The organism is Microbacterium alkaliflavum (genome assembly GCF_044325405.1).
Taxonomy (GTDB): Bacteria; Actinomycetota; Actinomycetes; order Actinomycetales; family Microbacteriaceae; genus Microbacterium; species Microbacterium alkaliflavum.
Map to the genome: position 1 here is coordinate 267,977 of NZ_JBIQWL010000002.1, position 20,356 is coordinate 288,332.

Consider the following 20,356-nt stretch of genomic DNA (forward strand, 5'->3'; position numbering starts at 1 on the left):
CGCGTCAGAACCCGAGTCTTCCCAGCTGCTTCGGGTCGCGCTGCCACTCCTTCGCGACCCGCACGTGGAGCTTGAGGAAGACCTTCATCCCGACGAGCGGCTCGATCTGCTCGCGGGCGCGGGCTCCGACATCCCGCAGCCGCGAACCCTTCTTGCCGATGATGATCGCCTTCTGGCTGTCGCGCTCGACGACGATGTTCGCGTAGATGTCGGTGAGCGCACCGGTGTCGCGCTCCTCGATGTCTTCGATCGTCACCGCGATCGAATGCGGCAGCTCGTCGCGCACGCCTTCGAGGGCGGCCTCGCGGATGATCTCCGCGATGCGGTCGTCGAGCGACTCGTCGGTGACGACGTCGTCGGGATACAGCGCGGGCCCGATCGGCATGAGTGCGAGAAGCTCGTCCGTGAGCACGTCGAGCTGGTCGGCCCCGAGGGCCGAGAGCGGGATGACGGCCGCCCAGTCCTCGCGGAGACTGTCGACCTCCATGAGCCGCTCCGTGATCTGCTCGCGGTTCGCAGCATCCGTCTTGGTCACGATCGCGACCTTCTTGGCGCGCGGGTAACCCGAGAGCGACTCCGCGATACGGCGGTCGCCCGGTCCGACCTTCTCGGTCGCGGGCACGCAGAAGCCGATCACGTCGACGTCGCCGAGCACCTGTTCGACGAGGTCGTTGAGGCGCTGGCCCAGCAGCGTGCGGGGCTTGTGGAGGCCGGGGGTGTCGACGATGACGAGCTGCCCGGCAGGGCGGTTCAGGATGCCGCGGATCGCGCGTCGCGTCGTCTGGGGCTTGTCGCTCGTGATGGCGACCTTCTCCCCGACGAGGGTGTTCGTGAGCGTCGACTTGCCGACGTTGGGACGTCCGACGAACGTCACGAATCCGGACCTCCCCTCGACAGGCTCGGGAACCGGGGAATCAGCCATTGCGCTCCTTCTTCGACTTCGCCGGCTTCGTCTCGCTCGCAGCGGGCGGCACGATCGCGATCGGCTCTGTTCGCGGTCGTGACAGACGGATCTCGCCCGTGCGCGGGCGGCCGCCGAACGCCTCGTCGGCGGCCTCGAGTGTGTCACTGCGCTCGACGAACACGGTAGCGAGCCCGCGGCCGCGTCCGGCGGAGGCGCCGCCGGTCAGCACGAGCCCCGCGTACTCCACCGTCGCACCCGGCTGCGGCACGCGTCCGAGGGCCTTGCCGAGAAGGCCGCCGATCGAGTCGACGTCCTCGTCGTCGAGCTCGAGGCCGAACAGGTCGCCCACTTCGTCGAGGCCCAGGCGCGCGCTCACCTTGTAGCGGCCGGGCTCGAGCTCGACGGCCTCCTCGGCCCGCGGGTCGTACTCGTCGGCGATCTCGCCGACGAGCTCCTCGATGAGGTCCTCGAGCGTCACCAGGCCCGCGACGCCGCCGTACTCGTCGACGACGAGGCACACGTGGACGGCGTCCCGCTTCATCTGCTGCAGCAGCGTCTCGGCCTTCATCGACTCCGGCACGAAGACGGCGCGGCGCGCGATGCGATTGACCGGGGCATCCCGCCAGCCCGTCTCGTCGCGGAACCCGAACTGCACGAGATCTTTGAGATACAGCATCCCCACGACATCGTCGGCGTCGTCGTCGACGACCGGGATGCGTGAGACGCCCTTGTCGAGGAAGATCGCCATGGCCTCACGCGTCGTGGCCGTGGCATCCACCGTCACCATGTCGTTGCGGGGAACCATGACCTCGCGCACGATCGTGTCGGTGAACTCGAACACCGAGTGGATGAGCTCGCGGTCGTCCTCCTCGATGAGATCCTGCGAGGCCGCCTCATCGACCATGTCGAGCAGCTGCTCCTCCGAGGCGAACGACGCGCCGCGCGCGATGCCCGGAGTCACGCGCCTGCCGAAGGCGACCAGCCCGTGGGCGAGCGGCCCGAGGATGAGCCGCGCGCCGCGGACGATCGGCGCCGCACCGGCCAGCAGACCCTTGGCGTGCTGGCGTCCCCACGTGCGCGGGCTCGCGCCGACGACGACGAACGAGACACCCGTCATGAGCACGGCCGCGGCGAGCATGGCCCACCAGATGCTGTCGAAGAGCAGGGTGAAGGCGACCGTCACGAGCACGGCGGCCGTGGTCTCGGCGAGCACGCGGATGAACACGACCGCGTTCGCGTGCACCTCAGGATCGTCGGAGATCTTGCGCAGGGAGGACTCGTTGCGTCCGCCGAGCGCGAGCTCGTAGAGCCCCTGCCGCGAGGTCACCGCGAGCGCCGCATCGATCGCGGCCATGAGGCCGCCGAACACGACGAGCAGGACGGCGGCGACGAGCAGCAGGACCGGCGTCATGCGCGGCTTCGTCGACGTTCGGCGTGCTGGAAGCCCACGATGAGGTCTTTCTGCAGCCCGAACATCTCGCGCTCCTCCTCGGGCTCGGCGTGGTCGAAGCCGAGGAGGTGGAGCAGGCCGTGCGTCGTGAGCATGATGAGCTCGTCCTGCGTCGAGTGCTTGGCGGTGACGGCCTGCGTCTCGGCCACCTGCGGGCACAGCACGATGTCGCCGAGGAGGCCGGGAGGCGTCGGCATGTCCTCCGTGCCGGGCCGCAGCTCGTCCATCGGGAAGCTGAGCACGTCGGTGGGGCCGGGCTCGTCCATCCACTGCACGTGGAGGGCCTCCATCGCGCCTTCGTCGACGAGGACGATCGCGACGTCGGCGTCGGCGCTGACGTGCAGCTCGGCGAGGTTGTACTCCATCAGGCGCAGCAGCACGGTCTCGTCGACGGGCACGCCGGACTCGTTGTTGATCTCGATCGTCATGAGCGGCCTCGCTTCGGAAGGTGGTCGCGCGGACCGGCGGTGCGCGGTGCGGCGGCGCGCCGCTCCGCACGGTTGGCGAACTCGGATGCCTCGTCCCGCTCGCGTCGGGCGGCGAGCCGGCGCTCGTCGTACTCGCTGTACGCATCGACGATGCGTCCGACGAGTGTGTGCCGCACGACGTCCTCGCTCGTGAGGTACGAGAAGTGGATGTCGTCGATGCTGCCGAGCACGCGCGTCACGAGTCGGAGGCCGGAGGCGCCCTGGGGCAGGTCGATCTGCGTGATGTCGCCCGTCACGACCATGCGCGTGCCGAAGCCCAGGCGCGTGAGGAACATCTTCATCTGCTCGGGCGTCGTGTTCTGCGCCTCGTCGAGCACGACGAACGAATCGTTGAGCGTGCGCCCGCGCATGTACGCGAGCGGCGCGACCTCGATCGTGCCGGTCGCCATGAGCTTGGGGACGAGCTCGGGATCCATCATCTCGTTGAGCGCGTCGTAGAGCGGCCGCAGATAGGGGTCGATCTTGTCGTTGAGGGTGCCGGGCAGGAACCCGAGCCGCTCCCCCGCCTCGACGGCAGGCCGCGTCAGGATGATGCGGCTGACCTCCTTGCGCTGCAGTGCCTGCACGGCCTTCGCCATCGCGAGGTAGGTCTTGCCGGTTCCGGCGGGACCGATGCCGAAGACGATCGTGTTCTCCTCGATCGCATCGACGTAGGCCTTCTGGCCGAGGGTCTTCGGACGGATGACCTTGCCGCGCGACGACAGGATCGCCTCGCCGAGCACTTCGGACGGCCGCGGGCCGCCCTCGGTGCGCAGGATCCGGTTGGACGACGCGACGTCGGCTTCGCCCAGGTGCTGGCCGGCCTTCGTCATGGCCAGAAGCTCGTCGACGAGCGAGCGTGCGGCCGCGACGGCGGCGGCGTCCCCTGTCAGGGTGATCTCGTTGCCGCGCACATGCACGTCGACGTCGGGGTGCTCGCGCTCGACGACGCGCAGCAGCCGATCCTGCGGGCCGAGCAGCTGCACCATGGCAACCCCGTCGGCATAGACGCGTTCGACCGTGGGCGTATCGTCAGGCACCGAGTGTCTTCTCCTCCAGTCCTCCGGCGAGGACGTGTGCGTGCACGTGGAACACCGTCTGTCCCGCGTGCGGGCCCGTGTTGAACACGAGCCGGAAGTCGCCGTCGGCGTGCTCCGCGGCGACGGAGTTGGCGAGCCCGACGAGCTCGGAGAGCAGGTCGGGATCGCCCGCCGCCAGCTCGACGACGTTGCGATATTCCTGCGACTTGGTGATGACCAGCAGGTGCACGGGCGCCTGCGGGCGGATGTCGCGGATGGCGAATGCGTTCTCGGTCTCGGCGATGATCTCGGAGGGGACCTCCCCCTCCAGGATGCGCGTGAAGATCGAGGATTCGCTCATGCCGTCAGTCTAACGGCGGGCCCTCACCACCGGCCCAGGATCCCGCTCACGACGGCGATCGCGGCGGGGCCGGCGGTCGAGGTGCGCAGCACCGTGTCGCCGAGCCGCACGAGAGTCGCGCCGGCGGCTTCGAGCGCGTCGAGCTCCTCGCCCGCGAACCCGCCTTCCGGGCCGACGACGAGCACGATGTCGCTCGTGTCGGCGGGGTCGAGAGCAAGACCGGTGAGGCGCGCGTCGGCGGTCGGCTCGAGGACGACGACCCGGGATGCCGCGGCCCGCCGCTCCAGCTCCTTCGTGGACGCGAGCAGGCCGACCTCGGGCAGCCACGCGCGGTGCGCCTGCTTCGCGGCCTCGCGCGCGATCGTCGCCCACCGCGCGCGGCCCTTCTCGGCCTTCGCATCCCACCGCGAGACGCTGCGCGCCGACTGCCACGGCACGATCTCGTCGACGCCGAGCTCCGTCGCGGCCTGCACCGCGAGCTCGTCGCGGTCGCCCTTCGCGAGGGCCTGCACGAGCACGAGCCGGGGCGTCGGGGGCGGCACGTCGCGCCGCCCGACGATCCGCACGACGACCTCGACGGGCTGCACGCTCTCCACCTCGCCCGTGAGCCAGACGCCGCGGCCATCGCCGACCGTGACCTCCTCGCCGGGGCGCACGCGCCGGACGACCGCGGCGTGCTTGGCCTCGGCGCCCGTGAGCGTCACGGCGTCGCCGCGGCCGGCTGCGACGTCATCGACAAGGAAGTGCAGCGGCATCCGATCAGCCGTTCCGGAAGCGGTCGCGCAGCTTGGCGAACAGGCCCTGGTGGAACTCCGCGAGTCGCGGCGAGGGCGCCTTCGTGCGGCGCGCGAACTCCTCGATCAGCTGGCGCTCCTTGTGGTCGAGGCGCGTCGGGGTCACGACGTGCACGCCGACGCGGAGGTCGCCGCGCTGCGTGCCGCGCAGCGGCGTGATGCCGCGGCCCTTGATCGTGAGCACGTCGCCCGCCTGCACGCCGGGGCGCACTTCGAGATCGACGGGGCCGTCGAGCGACTCGATCGTCGTGGTCGTGCCGAGGATCGCGTCGGGCATCGACACCTCGAGCGTCGCCAGCAGGTCGTCGCCCTCGCGGCTGAAGATGTCGTTCGGCTGCACCGTGACCTCGAGATAGAGGTCGCCGTTGGGGCCGCCCGCGGGCCCGACCTCGCCTGAGCCGGGGAGCTGCAGGCGCAGGCCCGTCTCGACGCCGGCGGGGATGTCGATCGACACGGTGCGGCGTGCGCGCACGCGGCCCTGACCCTGGCAGGTCGCGCACGGGTACGGAATGGTCGTGCCGTACCCCTGGCACACGTTGCAGGGCTGGCTGGTCACGACGTTGCCGAGCAGGCTCCGCACCTGGCGCTGCACGTTGCCGCTGCCGTGGCAGATGTCGCACGTGACCGGGGAGGTTCCCGGCTGGCAGCACGATCCCTGGCACGTGTCGCAGAGCACGGCGGTGTCGACCTCGAGGTCCCGGTGGGCGCCGAAGACGACGTCCTTGAGCTCCAGGGTCACGCGAACGAGCGCATCCTGCCCGCGCTCGCGCCGCGAGCGGGGCCGGCCTGGGCGCCCGCCCGCGGCGGCTCCGAAGAACGTCTCGAAGATGTCGCCGAAGCCGCCGAAGTTCGCGCCGCCGCCGAACGGCGAGTCGCTGCCGCCCATGTCGTAGCGCGCCCGCTGCTCGGGATCGTTCAGCACGTCGTACGCGTGCGTCACGAGCTTGAAGCGCTCCGACGCCTCCTCGCTCGGATTGACGTCCGGATGCAGCTCGCGCGCGAGCCGCCGGTACGCCTTCTTGATCTCGTCCGGTGTCGCATCGCGCGAGACACCGAGGACCTCGTAGTGGTCAGCCACAATCGCCTTCCCGCCCGCGCCGTGCGCGGGATCGTCTGGTCGAGTCCGCCGTCAGCGGGCGTTCTCGTCGTCGTCGAGCATCCTGCTGAGGTAGCGGGCGACCGCCCGCACCGCCGCGAGGTTGCTCGGATAGTCCATGCGCGTGGGGCCCATCAGCCCGATGCGGGCGCGCGCTCCCGTCGCGTCGTAATCGCTTGCGACGACCGAAGCCTCGATGAGCCCGAACGAAGCGTTCTCCCGTCCGATGCTCGTCGCGAGACCGTGCTCATCGGCCACCATCTCGCTCATGAGCCGCAGCAGCGTCACCTGCTCCTCGATCGCCTCGAGGAGCGGGTAGATGCTGCCGCGGAAGTCGGACTCGCGGCGCGCGAGGTTGGCGGCACCGGCCATGACGAGCCGGTCCTGCCGGAACTCGTCCAGCTCCTCGGCGACGAAGCGCACGATCGCGATCGTGGCCGCGTCGTCGTGTCGGGTGGGGTCGTCGGCGGTGGAGAGGAACTCCTCGACCCGCTGCACGCCGTCGCGGACCGAACGGCCCACGATCAGGTCGCCGACGGTCGTGCGGGCGCGCGTGATGGTCGTCTCGTCGAGCTCGTGGCGGAGCAGCACGAGCCGCTGCGACACGCGACCGGTGTCGGTCACGAGGATCACGATGAGCCGGCCCGCATCGAGCGGCACGAGCTCGACGTGCGAGACGCTCGCACGCGCGAACGACGGGTACTGCACGAGGGCGACCTGGCCGGTGAGCTGCGTGAGGGCGCGGACGGTGCGAACGAGCAGGTCGTCGAGGTCGCCCGGGCCGTCGAGGAACGACGCGATCGCGTGGCGCTGCGCCGGCGTGAGGGGCCGCAGCTCGGCGAGATGGTCGACGAAGACGCGGTAGCCCTTGTCGGTGGGCACGCGGCCCGACGACGTGTGCGGAGCTGCGATGAGCTCCTCGTCCTCGAGGAGGGCCATGTCGTTGCGGATCGTCGCGGCGGACACGCCGAACGCGTGGCGCTCGACGATCGACTTGCTGCCGACCGGCTCGTGCGAGTCGACGTAGTCCTGCACGATCGCCCGCAGCACCTGCAGTCCTCGATCGGTGACCATCCCGCCCTCCTCACGCGCGATCCGCCTGGGCTGGCACTCCCAGGAGTGGAGTGCCAATTCTATCGGACCCGGCGGTCTAGTCGGTGAGGGCGCGCACGACGGCATCGGCGAGGAGCCGCCCGCGCCGCGTCAGCACGATCCGGCCGTGGAGCGCCGCGGGCCCCTCGACGAGCCCGTCCGCGATGAGTGCGGCGACGGCGTGCCTGCCCTCGCCGAGCAGTTCGGCGACCGGGAACCCCTCGCGGATGCGGGTGCGCAGCAGCACGCTCTCGAGGGCGCGGGCCTCGGCATCCGGTCGCTCCCGGCCCGCCGCCGGCGACTCGCCCATCGCGAGCCGCTGGGCATAGGCAGCGGGATGCTTGACGTTCCAGAACCGCACGCCGGCGATGTGGCTGTGCGCGCCCGGGCCGTAGCCCCACCAGTCGTGCCCCTGCCAGTACGCCAGATTGTGCCGCGAGCGGTGCGCATCGTCGCGCGCCCAGTTCGACACCTCGTACCATCCGAAGCCGGCGCCGCCGAGGAGGTCGTCGGCGAGCTCGTACATGTCGGCCTGCAGGTCGTCGTCGGGGGCGGGGACCTCGCCGCGGCGGATCTGCCGGGCGAGCTTCGTGCCGTCCTCGATGATGAGCGCGTACGCCGAGACGTGGTCCGGCTCGAGCGCGATGGCCGTCTCGAGCGAGGAGCGCCAGTCGGCGAGCGATTCTCCGGGCGCGCCGTAGATGAGATCGAGGCTCACGTCCAGCCCCGCTCCCCGGGCGGCGGCGACGGCCGTCGCGACGGCTTCGGGATCGTGCGTGCGATCGAGCGCCGCGAGCACGTGCGCGACCGACGACTGCATGCCGATCGACAGGCGCGTGACACCGGATGCCGCGAGCTCGGCCGCGACGGCATCCGTCACGGTGTCGGGATTGGCTTCGACCGTCACCTCGGCCCCGGCCGCGATGCCGAACGTGTCGCGCACGCCGGCGAGCATGCGACCGAGGTCGCCGGGCGGCAGGAGCGTCGGCGTGCCGCCGCCGAAGAAGACGGTGGTCGCAGGCCGCAGCCCGCCCGCGCCCGTGAGCACGCCCCGTGACAGGGCGACTTCGCGCAGGAGCGTGTCGGCGTATTCGTCCTGACGGGCGCCGCGCAGCTCGCCCGACGTGTAGGTGTTGAAGTCGCAGTAGCCGCAGCGCACACGGCAGAACGGCACGTGCAGGTACACGCCGAACGGCGTTGCCGGATCGACGCGGACCTCTGCCGGCAGCGCCCCGTCGGCCGGAGCGGGCTCGCCGATGGGGAGTGCGGAGCCCATCAGGCGGGGGTCGAGTACAGCGGCGAGATCGCGCGGAGGTAGCGCGTGAACAGCTCGCGGCGACGCCGGCGCGCCATGGCCGGCAGCATCCGGTACAGGAACGAAGCGGGGCGATCGAACGCCCGCACCGTGAACCACACCTCGTCGTTCTCGAGCCAGTCGAGCATGAACGACTCCTCGCCGCTCACCTTCGAGCCGTCGACCGTGCCGAGGGCGAAGCCCACGCGGCGCGGCTCTTCGACGGCGAAGATGACGCGGAGCTCGCCGTCGGCGTTGTAGCCCTTGACGCGGCCCTCTACGACGATCGTCGTTCCGGCGGCGACGTACGGCGTTCCGTCGGAGTCGAACCGCTGCTCGGCCTCGCTGCGGCTCGGCTTGACGGGGTTGCCCTCGGCGTCGAAGCTCACGCCCGAGTACATCGGGCCGGATGCCGGGCGCACGTCCTTGATGCGGAGCCCCGCCCCGCGAAGCGCCGCCCACGACAGGAGCGCCTCGCTCGCCGTGGCGAACCGGGCGTCACCGCTGCCGATGCGCCACGACTCCTCCGCCGGGAAGCTGCGCTCCGGTGGATACTGCATGAGATCCGGTGCCTGCGTCGCCCCGACGGCGGCGTAGTCGACGGTCTCGTCCTTGAACGTTCCGCGGCGCATGGGTTCCAGGCTACTTCTGCTTGCCCTCGACATCTCCTGAGAGCGCGGCGATGAACGCCTCCTGGGGGACCTCGACGCGACCGACCATCTTCATGCGCTTCTTGCCCTCCTTCTGCTTCTCGAGGAGCTTGCGCTTGCGGGTGATATCACCGCCGTAGCACTTCGCGAGGACGTCCTTGCGCATCGCGCGGATGTTCTCGCGCGCGATGATGCGCGCGCCGATGGCGGCCTGGATGGGGACTTCGAACTGCTGGCGCGGGATGAGCTTGCGCAGGCGCTCGGTCATCATCGTGCCGTAGGCGTAGGCCTTCTCGCGGTGCACGATCGAGCTGAAGGCATCCACCTTGTCGCCCTGCAGCAGGATGTCGACCTTCACGAGGTCGGCTTCCTGCGAGCCCGCGGGCTCGTAGTCGAGGCTCGCGTAGCCCTGCGTGCGCGACTTGAGCTGGTCGAAGAAGTCGAAGACGATCTCGCCGAGCGGCATGTTGTAGCGCAGCTCGACGCGCTCCTCGCTGAAGTACTCCATGCCCAGCAGCTGTCCGCGCCGGCCCTGGCAGAGCTCCATGACGGTGCCCACGTAGTCCTTGGGCAGCAGGATCGCCGCCTTGACCATGGGCTCCGACACGGATGCCACCCGCCCGTCGGGGTACTCACTGGGGTTCGTGACCGTGACGTGCTCGCCGGTGTCGGTCAGCACTTCGTAGATCACCGAGGGGGCCGTCGTGATCAGGTCGAGGTCGAACTCGCGCGAGAGGCGCTCGGTGATGATCTCGAGGTGCAGGAGGCCGAGGAACCCGCAGCGGAAGCCGAACCCGAGCGCGACCGAGGTCTCGGGCTCGTACTGCAGCGAGGCGTCCGAGAGCTTCAGCTTGTCGAGGGCTTCGCGGAGGTCGCTGTAGTCGCTGCCGTCGATCGGGTAGATGCCCGAGAAGACCATGGGCTTGGGGTCGGTGTAGCCGGGGAGCGCCTCACTCGCAGGCTTGCGCAGATTCGTGATCGTGTCGCCGACCTTCGACTGGCGCACGTCCTTCACGCCGGTGATGAGGTAGCCGACCTCGCCGACGCCGAGGCCCTTCGAGGGGGTCGGCTCGGGGCTGGACACGCCGATCTCGAGGAGGTCGTGGGTCGCCTTCGTCGACATCATCTGGATGCGCTCGCGCGGCTCGAGCTTGCCGTCGACCATCCGCACGTACGTCACGACGCCGCGGTACGAGTCGTAGACCGAGTCGAAGATCATGGCCCGGGCCGGTGCGTTCGCGTCGCCCGTGGGGGCGGGGATCTGCTCGACGATGCGGTCGAGGAGCGTCTCGACGCCCATGCCCGTCTTGCCGCTGACCCGCAGCACGTCGTCGGGGTCGCCGCCGATGAGGTTCGCGAGCTCGGCGGCGTACTTCTCGGGATCGGCGGCGGGAAGGTCGATCTTGTTGAGCACCGGGATGATCTGGAGGTCGTTCTCCAGTGCGAGGTAGAGGTTCGCGAGGGTCTGCGCCTCGATGCCCTGCGCCGCGTCGACGAGGAGGATCGCGCCTTCGCAGGCCGCGAGCGAGCGCGAGACCTCGTACGTGAAGTCGACGTGGCCGGGGGTGTCGATCATGTTGAGGGCGAAGGTGCCGGCATCCGTGGCCCACGGCATGCGGACGGCCTGCGACTTGATCGTGATGCCGCGCTCGCGCTCGATGTCCATGCGGTCGAGGTACTGCGCGCGCATGTCGCGCTCGGCGACGACGCCCGTGATCTGCAGCATGCGGTCGGCGAGGGTCGACTTGCCGTGGTCGATGTGGGCGATGATGCAGAAGTTGCGGATCGCCTCGGGAGCCGTGGCAGACGGCTCGAGGGGCTTCAGGGCGCGCGGGGACATATCCGGCCCAGTCTACCGGGGGGTCACGCCTCAGCCCGTGCCGCGAGGGATGCCGGGGCCGGGAGTCGGCTGAGTCCTTCCAGCAGATCCTCCCGGCGCGCAGCGCAGCACACTCGGATCCATCCCTCGCCGGTGCGGCCGAAGGCACTGCCGGGCGCGACGGCGACGCGCTGCTCGTGCAGAAACCGCTCCGCCCACGCCGCGACGTCGCCGTCGCTCGAGTGCGACACGTCGATCCAGAGGTAGAAGGCGCCGGTCGGCGTGAGATATCTGAAGCCGCGTTCGTCGAGGAGCGCCGACGCGGCGGCGAGGTTGTCGCGGTAGTGCGTCGCGGCGGCGCGCACGTGGTCCTGGGGGCCCGAGATCGCCTCGAGCGCCGCGTATTGCGCAGGCATGTCGACGCAGGAGACCGCCGACTCCTGCACGCGCAGCATCGTCGCGGTCAGGCCCTTGGGCGTCACGAGCCAGCCGACCCGTGCGCCCGTCATGGCGTAGGTCTTCGATGTCGAGAACACCGAGAAGACGCGGTCGTCGGTGTCGAGCGCGGCGGGGCTCGCGTGCGGGATCCCGTACGTGAACGCCTCGTAGCACTCGTCGCTGAGCACCCACAGGTCGTGGCGCGCGGCGAAGGCCAGAAGTGCGGCGATCGTCTCGGGCTCGAACGTCGACCCGAGCGGATTCGACGGCGAGTTGACGATGAGCAGCCGTGTGCGGTCGGTCACGAGCGCCTCGAGCTGGACGAGATCGGGCTGGAAGCCCTTCGCGGGAGCCAGCTGGTACGGCACCGGCACTGCGGAGAGCATGTGGGCGTTCATCGTGAACGTCGTGTAGCCGGGATCGGGCACGAGCACCTCGTCGCCGGGCGCGAGGGTCATCGCCATCGCCTGGTGCAGCGCCTGCGTCGCGCCCACGGTCACCCACACCTGCTCGACGTCGGGGCGGAACCCGTTCACGGCGGCGAGCTTCTCCACGATCGCGCGGCGGAGGGGCGGGATGCCGCCGTTCGGCGCGTACCGCGTCTGGCCGGCCTCCCACGCCCGCGCCGCGGCGGCACGGATCGCGGGTGCGGGCTCCTCCCCCGGCTCGCCGACGGCGAGGATGATGGCGTCCTCGAGGCGCAGCGCCTGCTCGAGGATGTGGCGCACCCCCGAGCCGGGCATGCCGAGGATGTGTTCAGCGAGTCGAGGCATGCCGTCAGCCTACGGAGCGCGCCGCGCCTCGTACGCTGGCACCATGACCGTCCAGGTGGTCCTCGTCCACGGCATCCGGACGTCTGCGACGATGTGGCGGTCGCAGGTCGAATATCTCACCGCACGCGGCAATCCCGTCAGGGCCGTCGACCTCCCCGGCCACGGTGCGCGCATGAGCGAGGGGTTCACGCTCGAATCGGCGTTCGCTGCGATCGACGATGCGGTTCGGGATGCCGCGACCCGCGGTCCCGTCCTGCTGGCGGGGCACTCGATGGGCGGCCTGCTGTGCATCGAGTACGTCGGCGCCGAGGAGCCTCCCCCCGTCGCGGGGTTCATCGCGGCATCCTGCACCGCCATCCCCCGCGGTATCGGCCTGCAGACCTACCGCTTCCTCGCCCGCCGGTTCGATGCGCTCCCCGACCGGGGAATGTGGCTCACCAACCAGGTGCTCGATCGCACGCTGCCGGCCGAGACGCGCCCCGACTTCGGCGCGGGAGGCTACGCCTTCGACACGCAGGACCTCGCGCTGCGCAGCCTCTCCGTGCTCGACCTGCTCGCGGCGCTGCGCCGTATCGACGTGCCGCTGTGGTTCATCAACGGGCAGTACGACCAGCTCCGCGTCAACGAGAGGCTCTTCCTGCGCCTCGCGAAGCACGCCGAGCTCGTCGTCGTGCCCCGCACGTCGCACCTCGTCACGGCGATGCGCCCGCAGGTGTTCAACGCGCTGTTGGAGGTCGCGCTCGCGACGCTCGAGGCGCCGGACGCGACACGCGAGGCGCCGGACGCGACACGCGAGGCGTCAGACGGCTGAGGGGGCGCGCTCGCGGCTGCGGATCGCGTACGTCATGAGGCCGCCCACGATCGACAGGACGCCGCCCACGAGGAACAGCAGCCAGAACCCGCCGACGAGCGCCACGAGCCCCGCGCCCAGGAGCGGGCCGATCAGCTGGCCGAGGCTCGCCGAGACGTTGACGAAGCCGAGGTCGCGGGCGTGGTCCTCGGGATACGGCAGCAGATCGGTGCCCAGCGCGAGCCCCACCGACATGTACGCGCCATAGCCCACGCCGAGGAGTGCGGCGGCGATCATGGCGCTCGTCAGGGACGGTGCGAAGACGAGGATGAGGGATGCCGCGCCCTGCACGATGGCCGACCAGACGACGAACGGCACGCGCTTGCCGGTGCGGTCGGAGATCCACCCCGACACGATCGAGGCCGCCACGACGAACAGCGTGTAGACGAGGATCAGCATGAGCAGCTCGTCTTCGGCGGTCGAGGCATCCCGATGCAGTCCGTAGAGGAGGAAGAAGAGGAGGAGACCCGTGCCGAGGGCGTTGCCGATGTTGACGGTCAGACGTCCCGCGAGCAGCCAGGCGAAATCGCGGTCGCGCAGCGCGGCGAGCCGCTCGCCCAGGGTGCGGACCTTGCGCGCGGCGGCGACCTCGCCCTGCGCGGGCGGATCGGGCAGCAGGAGCGCGGCCAGGGTGCCGACGACGCCGATGAACGCGGCGAGCACGAGGTAGCCGACCACGACGCCGAGCTCGAGGAGCACGATGACGCCGACGCCGACGACGATGCCGAGCGCCTGCGACGAGGAGACGGCGGCGGATGCGGCCCCCCGCTGCGTCGTGAGCTGATCGGCGATGAGCGCCGTGAACGCCGCAGAGGCGACGGCGACGCCGACCGAGACGCCGACCCACGCGGCCCCGACGCCCCACGGACCCTGTGCGAACGCGATGCCGACGAGCGAGAGCGTCGCGAGCCACGTGCCGCCGAGCGCCCAGGGGCGCCGGCGCCCGGTGCGGCCGCGCGTGCGGTCGGAGAGGCCGCCGGCGACGGGTGCGGCGATGACGCCCGCGACGCCGCCGATCGCGAGCACGAGGCCCGAGGAGACGACTCCGGAGATCCAGCCGCTGGCGTCGTCCGGCGTGTTCAGCTGCAGCGGGATCAGCAGCTGGAGGGGCGTGAGCTGGACCGTCCAGAGTGCGAGCCACGCGAGCGTGAAGAGGATGAACCAGGTCGCGCCGACCTTGGCGCCGTGCTGAGCGGTCACGAGCGGGCCTCCGTGATGAGTGCGCGATACCAGTCGAACGACGCCTTCGGCGTGCGCTCGGCCGTGTCGAAGTCGACGTGGACGAGTCCGAAGCGCTGAGTGAAGCCGTCGGCCCACTCGAAGTTGTCGAGCAGCGACCACACCGTGTACTCGCGGACGTCGACACCCTCAGCGAGGGCTGCGCCCACGGCCTCGATGTGGCCCGCGAGGTAGGCGATGCGGTCGGTGTCGGCGACGGGGCCCTCGACGTGCCCGGGCTCGGGGAACGAGGCGCCGTTCTCGCCGATCACGAGCGGCGGGAGGCGGTCGCCGTAGCGTTCGCGGAAGTCGACGAGCAGGTCGGTGAGCGCCGAGGGGACGATGGGCCACTCCGGACCGAACCCGGTCACGGGGGCGCCCGGTGTCGGCACGATCTCGAACGGGATCGAGCTGCCCTCGGCGGCTGCCGCGACGGTCGTCGGGTTGTAGAAGTTGATCCCGTAGAAGTCGCCGGGTGCCGAGATCAGGTCGAGATCGCCTTCTTCGACGGGCATGGGCGGGATGCCGAACGCTTCGAGGTCGGGATAGGCGCCGGTCAGGACGGGGTCGGCGAAGATGCGGTTGTGCAGGAGGTCGTACGCGGCGGCGGCGCCGAGGTCGGCATCCGTCTCCCCCGCGGGCAGCACGAGAGTGTGGTTGTTGACGATCCCGGCCTCGACCGCGCCGCCGTCGCGCAGCGCGCGGAGCGCGAGGCCGTGCGCCAGCAGCTGGTGGTGCGCCGTCGGCAGAGACGCGAAGAGGAGTTGCTTGCCCGGTGCGAGCGTGCCCACCGCGTAGCCCTGCAGCGACGTCGAGACGGGCTCGTTGACCGTGTACCAGTGGCGGATGCGGTCGCCGAGCGCCTGCGCCGCGACTTCGGCGTACTCGCCGAAGCGCAGCGCGGTGTCGCGGTCGAGCCAGCCGCCGCGCTCCTCCAGCACGCTCGGCAGGTCCCAGTGGTACAGCGTCGCGAACGGCGTGACACCCGCCTCGAGGAGGTCGTCGGCGAGCCGACGGTAGTAGTCGAGGCCCGCCTGGAGCACCGGGCCGCCCGGCTCGGGCTGCACGCGCACCCACGAGATCGAGAAACGGTAGCGGTCGACGCCCAGATCCTTCAGCAGTGCGACGTCGTCGCGGTGGCGACGGTAGCTGTCGGGACCGGGGTCGGGGACGGCGCCGTCGCGCACGAGGCCGGGAGCGTCGACGAAGTCGTCCCAGATCGACCGCCCGCGTCCGTCGGCGTCGCGCGATCCCTCGACCTGGAAGGCAGCGGTCGCCGCGGACCATCGGAACCCCGGAGGGAACGCCGAAAGGTCGGCGAGGGGCTGTTCGGGCACGCGGACTCCTTCGTCGCGAGCTGCGCACTCGGGGGCGTGCGCACTGCTCGGGTCGATCATGCATCATCGGAGGGCGGTTCTCGGACAGGTGGCCCGAGTCGGTGGATGGATGGCGACCTGGTAGACTCCTTGTTTGGCTTGCGTGTGGGTCCCACCCCGCACGCGCCGGAGGCGCCCCTCTACCGCTGGTCCGGCATCAACCGATTCACTCCGAACGAAAGAACGTCGACACGTGGCGAACATCAAGTCGCAGATCAAGCGCAACAAGACCAACGAGAAGGCTCACGAGCGCAACAAGGCCGTCAAGAGCGAGCTGAAGACCGCCGTGCGCCGCACGCGCGAGGCCATCTCGACGGGCGACAAGGCCGCTGCCGAGAAGGCTCTCGGCACCGCGACCAAGAAGCTCGACAAGGCCGTGAGCAAGGGCGTCATCCACCAGAACCAGGCGGCGAACCGCAAGTCGGCCATTGCCAAGCAGGTCGCGGCACTCTGAGCCACCCCGGCTTTCATCGAAGGCCCGTCCCGAAAGGGGCGGGCCTTCGTCGTTTCTGCGGTGTGTGCGTTTCACCCGCGGCGTTGTGCGGGTGTGTGCCCGGTCGAACCCGCAGAGTGCCGCGGGTGAATCGGGCGGGGGATGCTTCGGCCGCGGCGTTGTGCGGGTGTGTGCCGGTCGAACCCGCAGACTGCCGCGGGTGAGCGGCACGGCTCAGGAGCCGTAGGGCGCCCGCGTCGAGATGACCGTGACGAGCCGCTCGAGGGCGAACACGGGATCGCGTGAGGCGCCCTTGACCTCCGCGTCGGCGCGCGCGGCGGCCTGGATGGCGAGGCCGAGCGTCGATTCGGACCAGCCGACGAGATCGCGCCGGGCACGGTCGACCTGCCAGTCCTTCAGGCCGAGGCGCCCGGCGAGGGCGGCGGCCGGCTCGCGGCTGCCGGCGACGCGCGCCATCGTGCGGAGCTTCGAGGCGATCGCCGCGACGAGCGGCACGGGATCTGCGCCCGACGCGAGGGCGTGGCGCAGGGCCAGGAGCGCCTCGCCGGAGCGACCCGCGATCGCGGTGTCGGCGACGGTGAAGGCCGACGTCTCGACCCGCCCGCCGTAGTAGCGCTCGACGACCTGCTCGGTGATGTCGCCCGGCACGTCGGCGATGAGCTGCTGGCACGCCGCGGCGAGCTCGGTGAGGTCGTCGGCGAACGCGGAGACGAGGGAGCGCAGCGCGACGGGGGCGATGCGCTTGCGCGCGGCCTGGAACTCGCCGGCGGCGAAGTCGAAGCGGTCGCTGTCGCGCTTGACGGCCGGGCACGCGATCTCGGCGCCACCACCCTGCCCCGCCCGGATGGCGTCGAGGAGCTTCTTGCCGCGCACCGTCGCGCCGGTGTGCCGCATCACCACGGTCGCGCCTTCCTGCGGAGCGGCCAGATAGGAGAGAGCCTCGGACAGGAAGGCGTCTGAGCACTTCTCGACCCCCGAGACGCGCACGAGGCGCGGCTCGCCGAACAGCGACGGCGACGTGACGGCGAGGAGGGTGCCCTGCGTGTAGTCGTCGGCACGGATATCGGATACTTCAAGGCTCGGATCCTCCGCGCGCAGATAGTCGCGGAGCCCGGCGATGGCGCGCTCGGCGCACACCTCTTCGGGGCCCGAGACCAGCACGATGGGCGCCGGCTGCGGCTCACGCCAGGAGAGCTGCGGAATCGCGCTGCGCGTCTTCGCGGGTGCGGAGCGTCGCGCGGTGGGTGCCATGTCTCCAGCCTATCCAGGGGGCCCGACGCCGACGGCGTGCTCGCGCCACACCTGCGCCTGCTGATCGGTGAGCCAGACGGCGAGGACGCCTTCCCGATCGGTGCGGGCGATGACGGCTCCGAGCTGCTCGAGCACGTCGAGCGTCTCCGGGCGGGGGTGCCCGTAGTCGTTGCCGAGTCCGACGGTGACGAGGGCTACGGCCGGCTGGGCGGTCGCGTAGAGGTGCGGATCCTGGTCGGCGCTGCCGTGATGGGCGACCTTGACGACGTCGTACGGCGGGTCGAGGAGACCGGATGCCACGATCGCGCGCTGCGGCGAGGCCGACAGATCGCCGAGGAACAGCGACGTGGGCACTCCCCCGCCGCGGATGTCGACGACGACGCTCGAGTCGTTGCCCGGCGGATAGGCGCGGCTCTCGGCGCGTGGCCAGACCACGCGGTACGTCGCTCGGCCCAGGGCGCCTTGCATGCCCGAGTCCGCGTCGACGAGTTCCGCCCCGCCGCCGGCGAGCCGGTCGAGCACCGACCGATGCGCAGGGGTGTCGGGCGGGCCGTGCAGCACCCGATCGACTCGGCCGATCACGGCCTCGAAGCCTCCCGCGTGGTCGGCGTCGTAGTGGGTCAGCACGAGGAGATCGAGGCGGCCGATGCCGGTGCGCGAGAGGCACGCCTCAAGCAGTGCCGGATCGGGACCCGTGTCGATGAGCGCCACCTCACCGGCCGAGCGCACGAGCACGGCATCGCCCTGCCCGACGTCGCACGCCAGGATCGCCCAGGCGGAGGGCAGCGTCAGGGGCCCGGCGACACTCGTCAGGGCGGCTCCGCCGGCAGACGCGCCGACGACCACGGCGACGACCGTCCCGGCGAGCGTGCGCGACACCGTCACCGGGGAGAAGGTCATCGACCGTCGGCGCGGCGACCCGGCTCTCCGGGGCGCGACGGCGAGCAGCACGGCGACACCTGCCCCGAGCACTGTCAGGAGCACGAGTCCCGACCACCCCTCGAGCCAGGCCACCTGGCCGCCGGGAAGGTCGCTGAACGTCGCCGCCGTCGCAGCGATCCACGTGGCGGGCGCCCACGCGAGCGCTGCGAGCCCCGACTGGACGACGGGGAAGGGCAGTGCGAGACACGCGGCCAGCCCGACGACGGTCGCGACCGGCGCGGCCGGTGCGGCGAGGAGGTTGGCGACGACGCCGTAGAGCGGCACGGTGGGCGCGATGAGCACGAGGAGCGGGCCGCACGCCAGCTGGGCCGCGAGCGGCACCGAGAGCGCCAGGGCGAGGGCGCGCGGCATCCCTCGTGCCAGACCCGCCGCGAGCGGACGGGCGAGGAGCAGGAGCGACGCCGTCGCGACGGTCGACAGGGCGAATCCCAGGGAAGTCGAGAGCCAGGGATCGAGCGCGAGGAGGACGGCCACGGCGAGGCACAGCACGGCGACGCCGATCGCCGGTCTGCCGAGCGCGACGGCGAGCATCGCCACCGCGGCCATCGCGGCGGCACGTGCGACGCTCGGCTCGGGCGTCACAAGCACGACGAAGCCGGCGAGTGCGGCGATCCCCGCTCCCACCCGCACCCCTCGGCGCGCACCGAGCAGCGCCGCGCCCGCGAACGCGAGCCCCACGACGAGTGCGCAGTTGGCGCCCGACACGGCGGTGAGGTGCGACAGCGAGGACGATTTCATCGCGGCGTCGAGGCCCGGATCCACCCTGCTCGTGTCGCCGACGGCGAGCCCGGGCACGAGCCCTCCGCCTGGATCGGGCAGACCGCGAGTCGCCGCGACGAGGCCGTCGCGCAGGTCACCGGCGAGCGCCGCGAGCCCGCTCGGGGCGGTGACGACGTCGAGCCCTCCCGACGCGCTCACCAGCACGACGACGCGCTCGCCCGGATCGGAGCCGCGCGCGGTGCCGCGCACCAGGACGAGCGCGCCCACGTCGAGATCGTCAGGCCGATCGACCTCGTCGGGGCGCACTCCGATGGAGATGGGCAGATCCACCGCCAGAGCGACGGGCCCCGTCGCGACGCGCGACGCCTGGGCGTCGAAGACGAGCTGCCCCGTCGTGGCGCGCCGCTCCACCTTTCCCACGACCCGCGCCGTGATCTCGACGGCCCGGCCGCCCTCGACCGCAAGAGCCGAAAGCGCGGTGCGCGCGGGCTGCGCGAGGGCGACGTGCGAGGCCACGACCGCCGCTGCGGCGAACGCGAGCACGACGACGACGACGAGCGGCCGGCGCGGGGCGCGGCGGAGCAGCACGACGAGCGCGACCGCGGTCGCGCTCCACGCCGCTGCCGCCATCGGCACCGAAGCGGCCGGGACGAGCGTCGCGCCTGCAGCCGTGCACCACGCCAGCGCTGCGACCGGCACGAGGCGCAGACGCCGGATCTTCATACCGTCACGAGGTCGCGGAGCGCCTCGAGCATCTTGTCGCCGATGCCGGGCACCGCGAGGAGGTCTTCGACGCTCGTGAAGCGGCCGTTCGCCTCACGCCAGTCGATGATCCGCTGCGCCATCGCCGGTCCGACGCGGGGGAGGGTGTCCAGGGCCGCCGTGTCGGCGGTGTTGAGGTTGATGCGACCGTCGCCCGCGGGAGAGGCATCCCCGACCGGCGCCGACTCCCCCATGACCGGCACGACGAGCTGCTCGCCGTCGCTCAGCGGGCGGGCGAGATTGACGGCGTCGTGATCGGCGTCGGGAGCGAAGCCGCCCGCCGCGCCGATGGCGTCGACGACGCGTGCGCCCTCGTCGAGCACGTACAGTCCGGGGTCGGCGACGGCGCCCGACACGTGCACGTAGAGGGAGGCCGGAGCCGAGGCATCCACCGATGCGTGTGAGGCGATCGGCACCGACTGAGTGGGCGCGCCTGCTCCCCGCAGGATGCCGATGCCGATCGTGATCGCGAGCGCAGCGAGCACCACCACGACGGCAGCACCGACGCCGAGCCGTCGACGCTCGTTCGGGGGATCGTCGGTCGGTGCCACCCGCCCACGGTACGAGCGCGCGGGATCCCGCCGCCGCGACCGCACCCGCCCCGTGGACGGCTGGGCGAATCGCCT

The 20,356-nt window shown here is 71.3% G+C and carries 19 protein-coding genes; 2 read left to right on the forward strand and 17 right to left on the reverse strand.

The genetic code is table 11. The features are described from left to right. Positions 1-4 precede the first annotated feature (4 nt). The 12 genes from era to ACH3VR_RS06295 form a co-directional block, all read right to left on the reverse strand. Positions 5-922, reverse strand: coding sequence for a GTPase Era (gene era, locus ACH3VR_RS06240; protein ID WP_396639897.1), 918 nt, complete (start codon positions 920-922; stop codon positions 5-7). After that, positions 915-2,315, reverse strand: a complete 1,401-nt coding sequence (locus ACH3VR_RS06245) for a hemolysin family protein (protein WP_396639898.1) — start codon at positions 2,313-2,315, stop codon at positions 915-917. Before ACH3VR_RS06245 ends, era begins: the two co-directional genes overlap by 8 nt. After that, positions 2,312-2,782: an rRNA maturation RNase YbeY gene (gene ybeY / locus ACH3VR_RS06250; RefSeq protein WP_396639899.1), complete on the reverse strand. Its 471-nt coding sequence runs from the start codon at positions 2,780-2,782 to the stop codon at positions 2,312-2,314. The genes ACH3VR_RS06245 and ybeY overlap by 4 nt, the downstream gene beginning before the upstream one ends. Beyond that, entirely contained in the window at positions 2,779-3,810 is a 1,032-nt protein-coding gene (locus tag ACH3VR_RS06255; RefSeq protein WP_396640450.1) for a PhoH family protein, read from the reverse strand. Before ACH3VR_RS06255 ends, ybeY begins: the two co-directional genes overlap by 4 nt. 43 nt (positions 3,811-3,853) lie before the next feature. Further along, the gene (locus ACH3VR_RS06260) at positions 3,854-4,201 is read right to left on the reverse strand and encodes an HIT domain-containing protein (RefSeq protein WP_396639900.1); all 348 of its coding nucleotides are present in this window, start codon (positions 4,199-4,201) and stop codon (positions 3,854-3,856) included. 23 nt (positions 4,202-4,224) lie between these two features. Beyond that, the gene (locus ACH3VR_RS06265; protein WP_396639901.1) at positions 4,225-4,956 is read right to left on the reverse strand and encodes a 16S rRNA (uracil(1498)-N(3))-methyltransferase; all 732 of its coding nucleotides are present in this window, start codon (positions 4,954-4,956) and stop codon (positions 4,225-4,227) included. 4 nt (positions 4,957-4,960) lie between these two features. Beyond that, on the reverse strand, positions 4,961-6,073 hold the full coding sequence (gene dnaJ / locus ACH3VR_RS06270) for a molecular chaperone DnaJ (RefSeq protein ID WP_396639902.1): 1,113 nt from the start codon (positions 6,071-6,073) through the stop codon (positions 4,961-4,963). A 51-nt stretch (positions 6,074-6,124) separates the two neighbouring features. Then, positions 6,125-7,165: a heat-inducible transcriptional repressor HrcA gene (gene hrcA / locus ACH3VR_RS06275; RefSeq protein ID WP_396639903.1), complete on the reverse strand. Its 1,041-nt coding sequence runs from the start codon at positions 7,163-7,165 to the stop codon at positions 6,125-6,127. 76 nt (positions 7,166-7,241) lie between these two features. After that, positions 7,242-8,459 carry a radical SAM family heme chaperone HemW gene (gene hemW / locus ACH3VR_RS06280; protein ID WP_396639904.1) on the reverse strand — a complete coding sequence of 406 codons (1,218 nt, stop codon included), beginning with the start codon at positions 8,457-8,459 and terminating at the stop codon, positions 7,242-7,244. Beyond that, the gene (locus tag ACH3VR_RS06285; RefSeq protein ID WP_396639905.1) at positions 8,459-9,109 is read right to left on the reverse strand and encodes a DUF1990 family protein; all 651 of its coding nucleotides are present in this window, start codon (positions 9,107-9,109) and stop codon (positions 8,459-8,461) included. The genes hemW and ACH3VR_RS06285 overlap by 1 nt, the downstream gene beginning before the upstream one ends. A 10-nt stretch (positions 9,110-9,119) precedes the next feature. Continuing rightward, positions 9,120-10,967: a translation elongation factor 4 gene (gene lepA / locus ACH3VR_RS06290; protein WP_396639906.1), complete on the reverse strand. Its 1,848-nt coding sequence runs from the start codon at positions 10,965-10,967 to the stop codon at positions 9,120-9,122. A gap of 23 nt (positions 10,968-10,990) precedes the next feature. Next, a complete protein-coding gene (locus ACH3VR_RS06295; protein ID WP_396639907.1) occupies positions 10,991-12,157 on the reverse strand; it encodes a pyridoxal phosphate-dependent aminotransferase in 1,167 nt (388 codons plus the stop codon). A 43-nt stretch (positions 12,158-12,200) separates the two neighbouring features. Here ACH3VR_RS06295 and ACH3VR_RS06300 point away from each other — a divergent pair, with 43 nt between their 5' ends. After that, the gene (locus tag ACH3VR_RS06300; protein WP_396639908.1) at positions 12,201-12,968 is read left to right on the forward strand and encodes an alpha/beta fold hydrolase; all 768 of its coding nucleotides are present in this window, start codon (positions 12,201-12,203) and stop codon (positions 12,966-12,968) included. Here the strand turns inward: ACH3VR_RS06300 and ACH3VR_RS06305 are convergent. Both ACH3VR_RS06305 and ACH3VR_RS06310 read right to left on the reverse strand, forming a co-directional pair. Beyond that, positions 12,957-14,207, reverse strand: coding sequence for an MFS transporter (locus ACH3VR_RS06305; protein ID WP_396639909.1), 1,251 nt, complete (start codon positions 14,205-14,207; stop codon positions 12,957-12,959). The two genes, ACH3VR_RS06300 and ACH3VR_RS06305, sit on opposite strands and share 12 nt — an antisense overlap. Beyond that, entirely contained in the window at positions 14,204-15,562 is a 1,359-nt protein-coding gene (locus ACH3VR_RS06310; protein WP_396639910.1) for a GH1 family beta-glucosidase, read from the reverse strand. Before ACH3VR_RS06310 ends, ACH3VR_RS06305 begins: the two co-directional genes overlap by 4 nt. Positions 15,563-15,794: 232 nt before the next feature. Between ACH3VR_RS06310 and rpsT the strand changes: the two genes are divergently transcribed. Next, a complete protein-coding gene (gene rpsT, locus ACH3VR_RS06315; protein ID WP_396639911.1) occupies positions 15,795-16,055 on the forward strand; it encodes a 30S ribosomal protein S20 in 261 nt (86 codons plus the stop codon). A 213-nt stretch (positions 16,056-16,268) separates the two neighbouring features. Here rpsT and holA read toward each other — a convergent pair whose 3' ends face one another. From holA to ACH3VR_RS06330, 3 genes are read right to left on the reverse strand one after another with little or no spacing between them, the layout of a single operon-like run. Continuing rightward, positions 16,269-17,306: a DNA polymerase III subunit delta gene (holA, locus tag ACH3VR_RS06320; RefSeq protein WP_396639912.1), complete on the reverse strand. Its 1,038-nt coding sequence runs from the start codon at positions 17,304-17,306 to the stop codon at positions 16,269-16,271. A 9-nt stretch (positions 17,307-17,315) separates the two neighbouring features. Next, on the reverse strand, positions 17,316-19,691 hold the full coding sequence (locus ACH3VR_RS06325; RefSeq protein WP_396639913.1) for a ComEC/Rec2 family competence protein: 2,376 nt from the start codon (positions 19,689-19,691) through the stop codon (positions 17,316-17,318). Beyond that, positions 19,688-20,281, reverse strand: a complete 594-nt coding sequence (locus ACH3VR_RS06330; RefSeq protein WP_396639914.1) for a helix-hairpin-helix domain-containing protein — start codon at positions 20,279-20,281, stop codon at positions 19,688-19,690. The genes ACH3VR_RS06325 and ACH3VR_RS06330 overlap by 4 nt, the downstream gene beginning before the upstream one ends. Positions 20,282-20,356 lie beyond the last annotated feature (75 nt).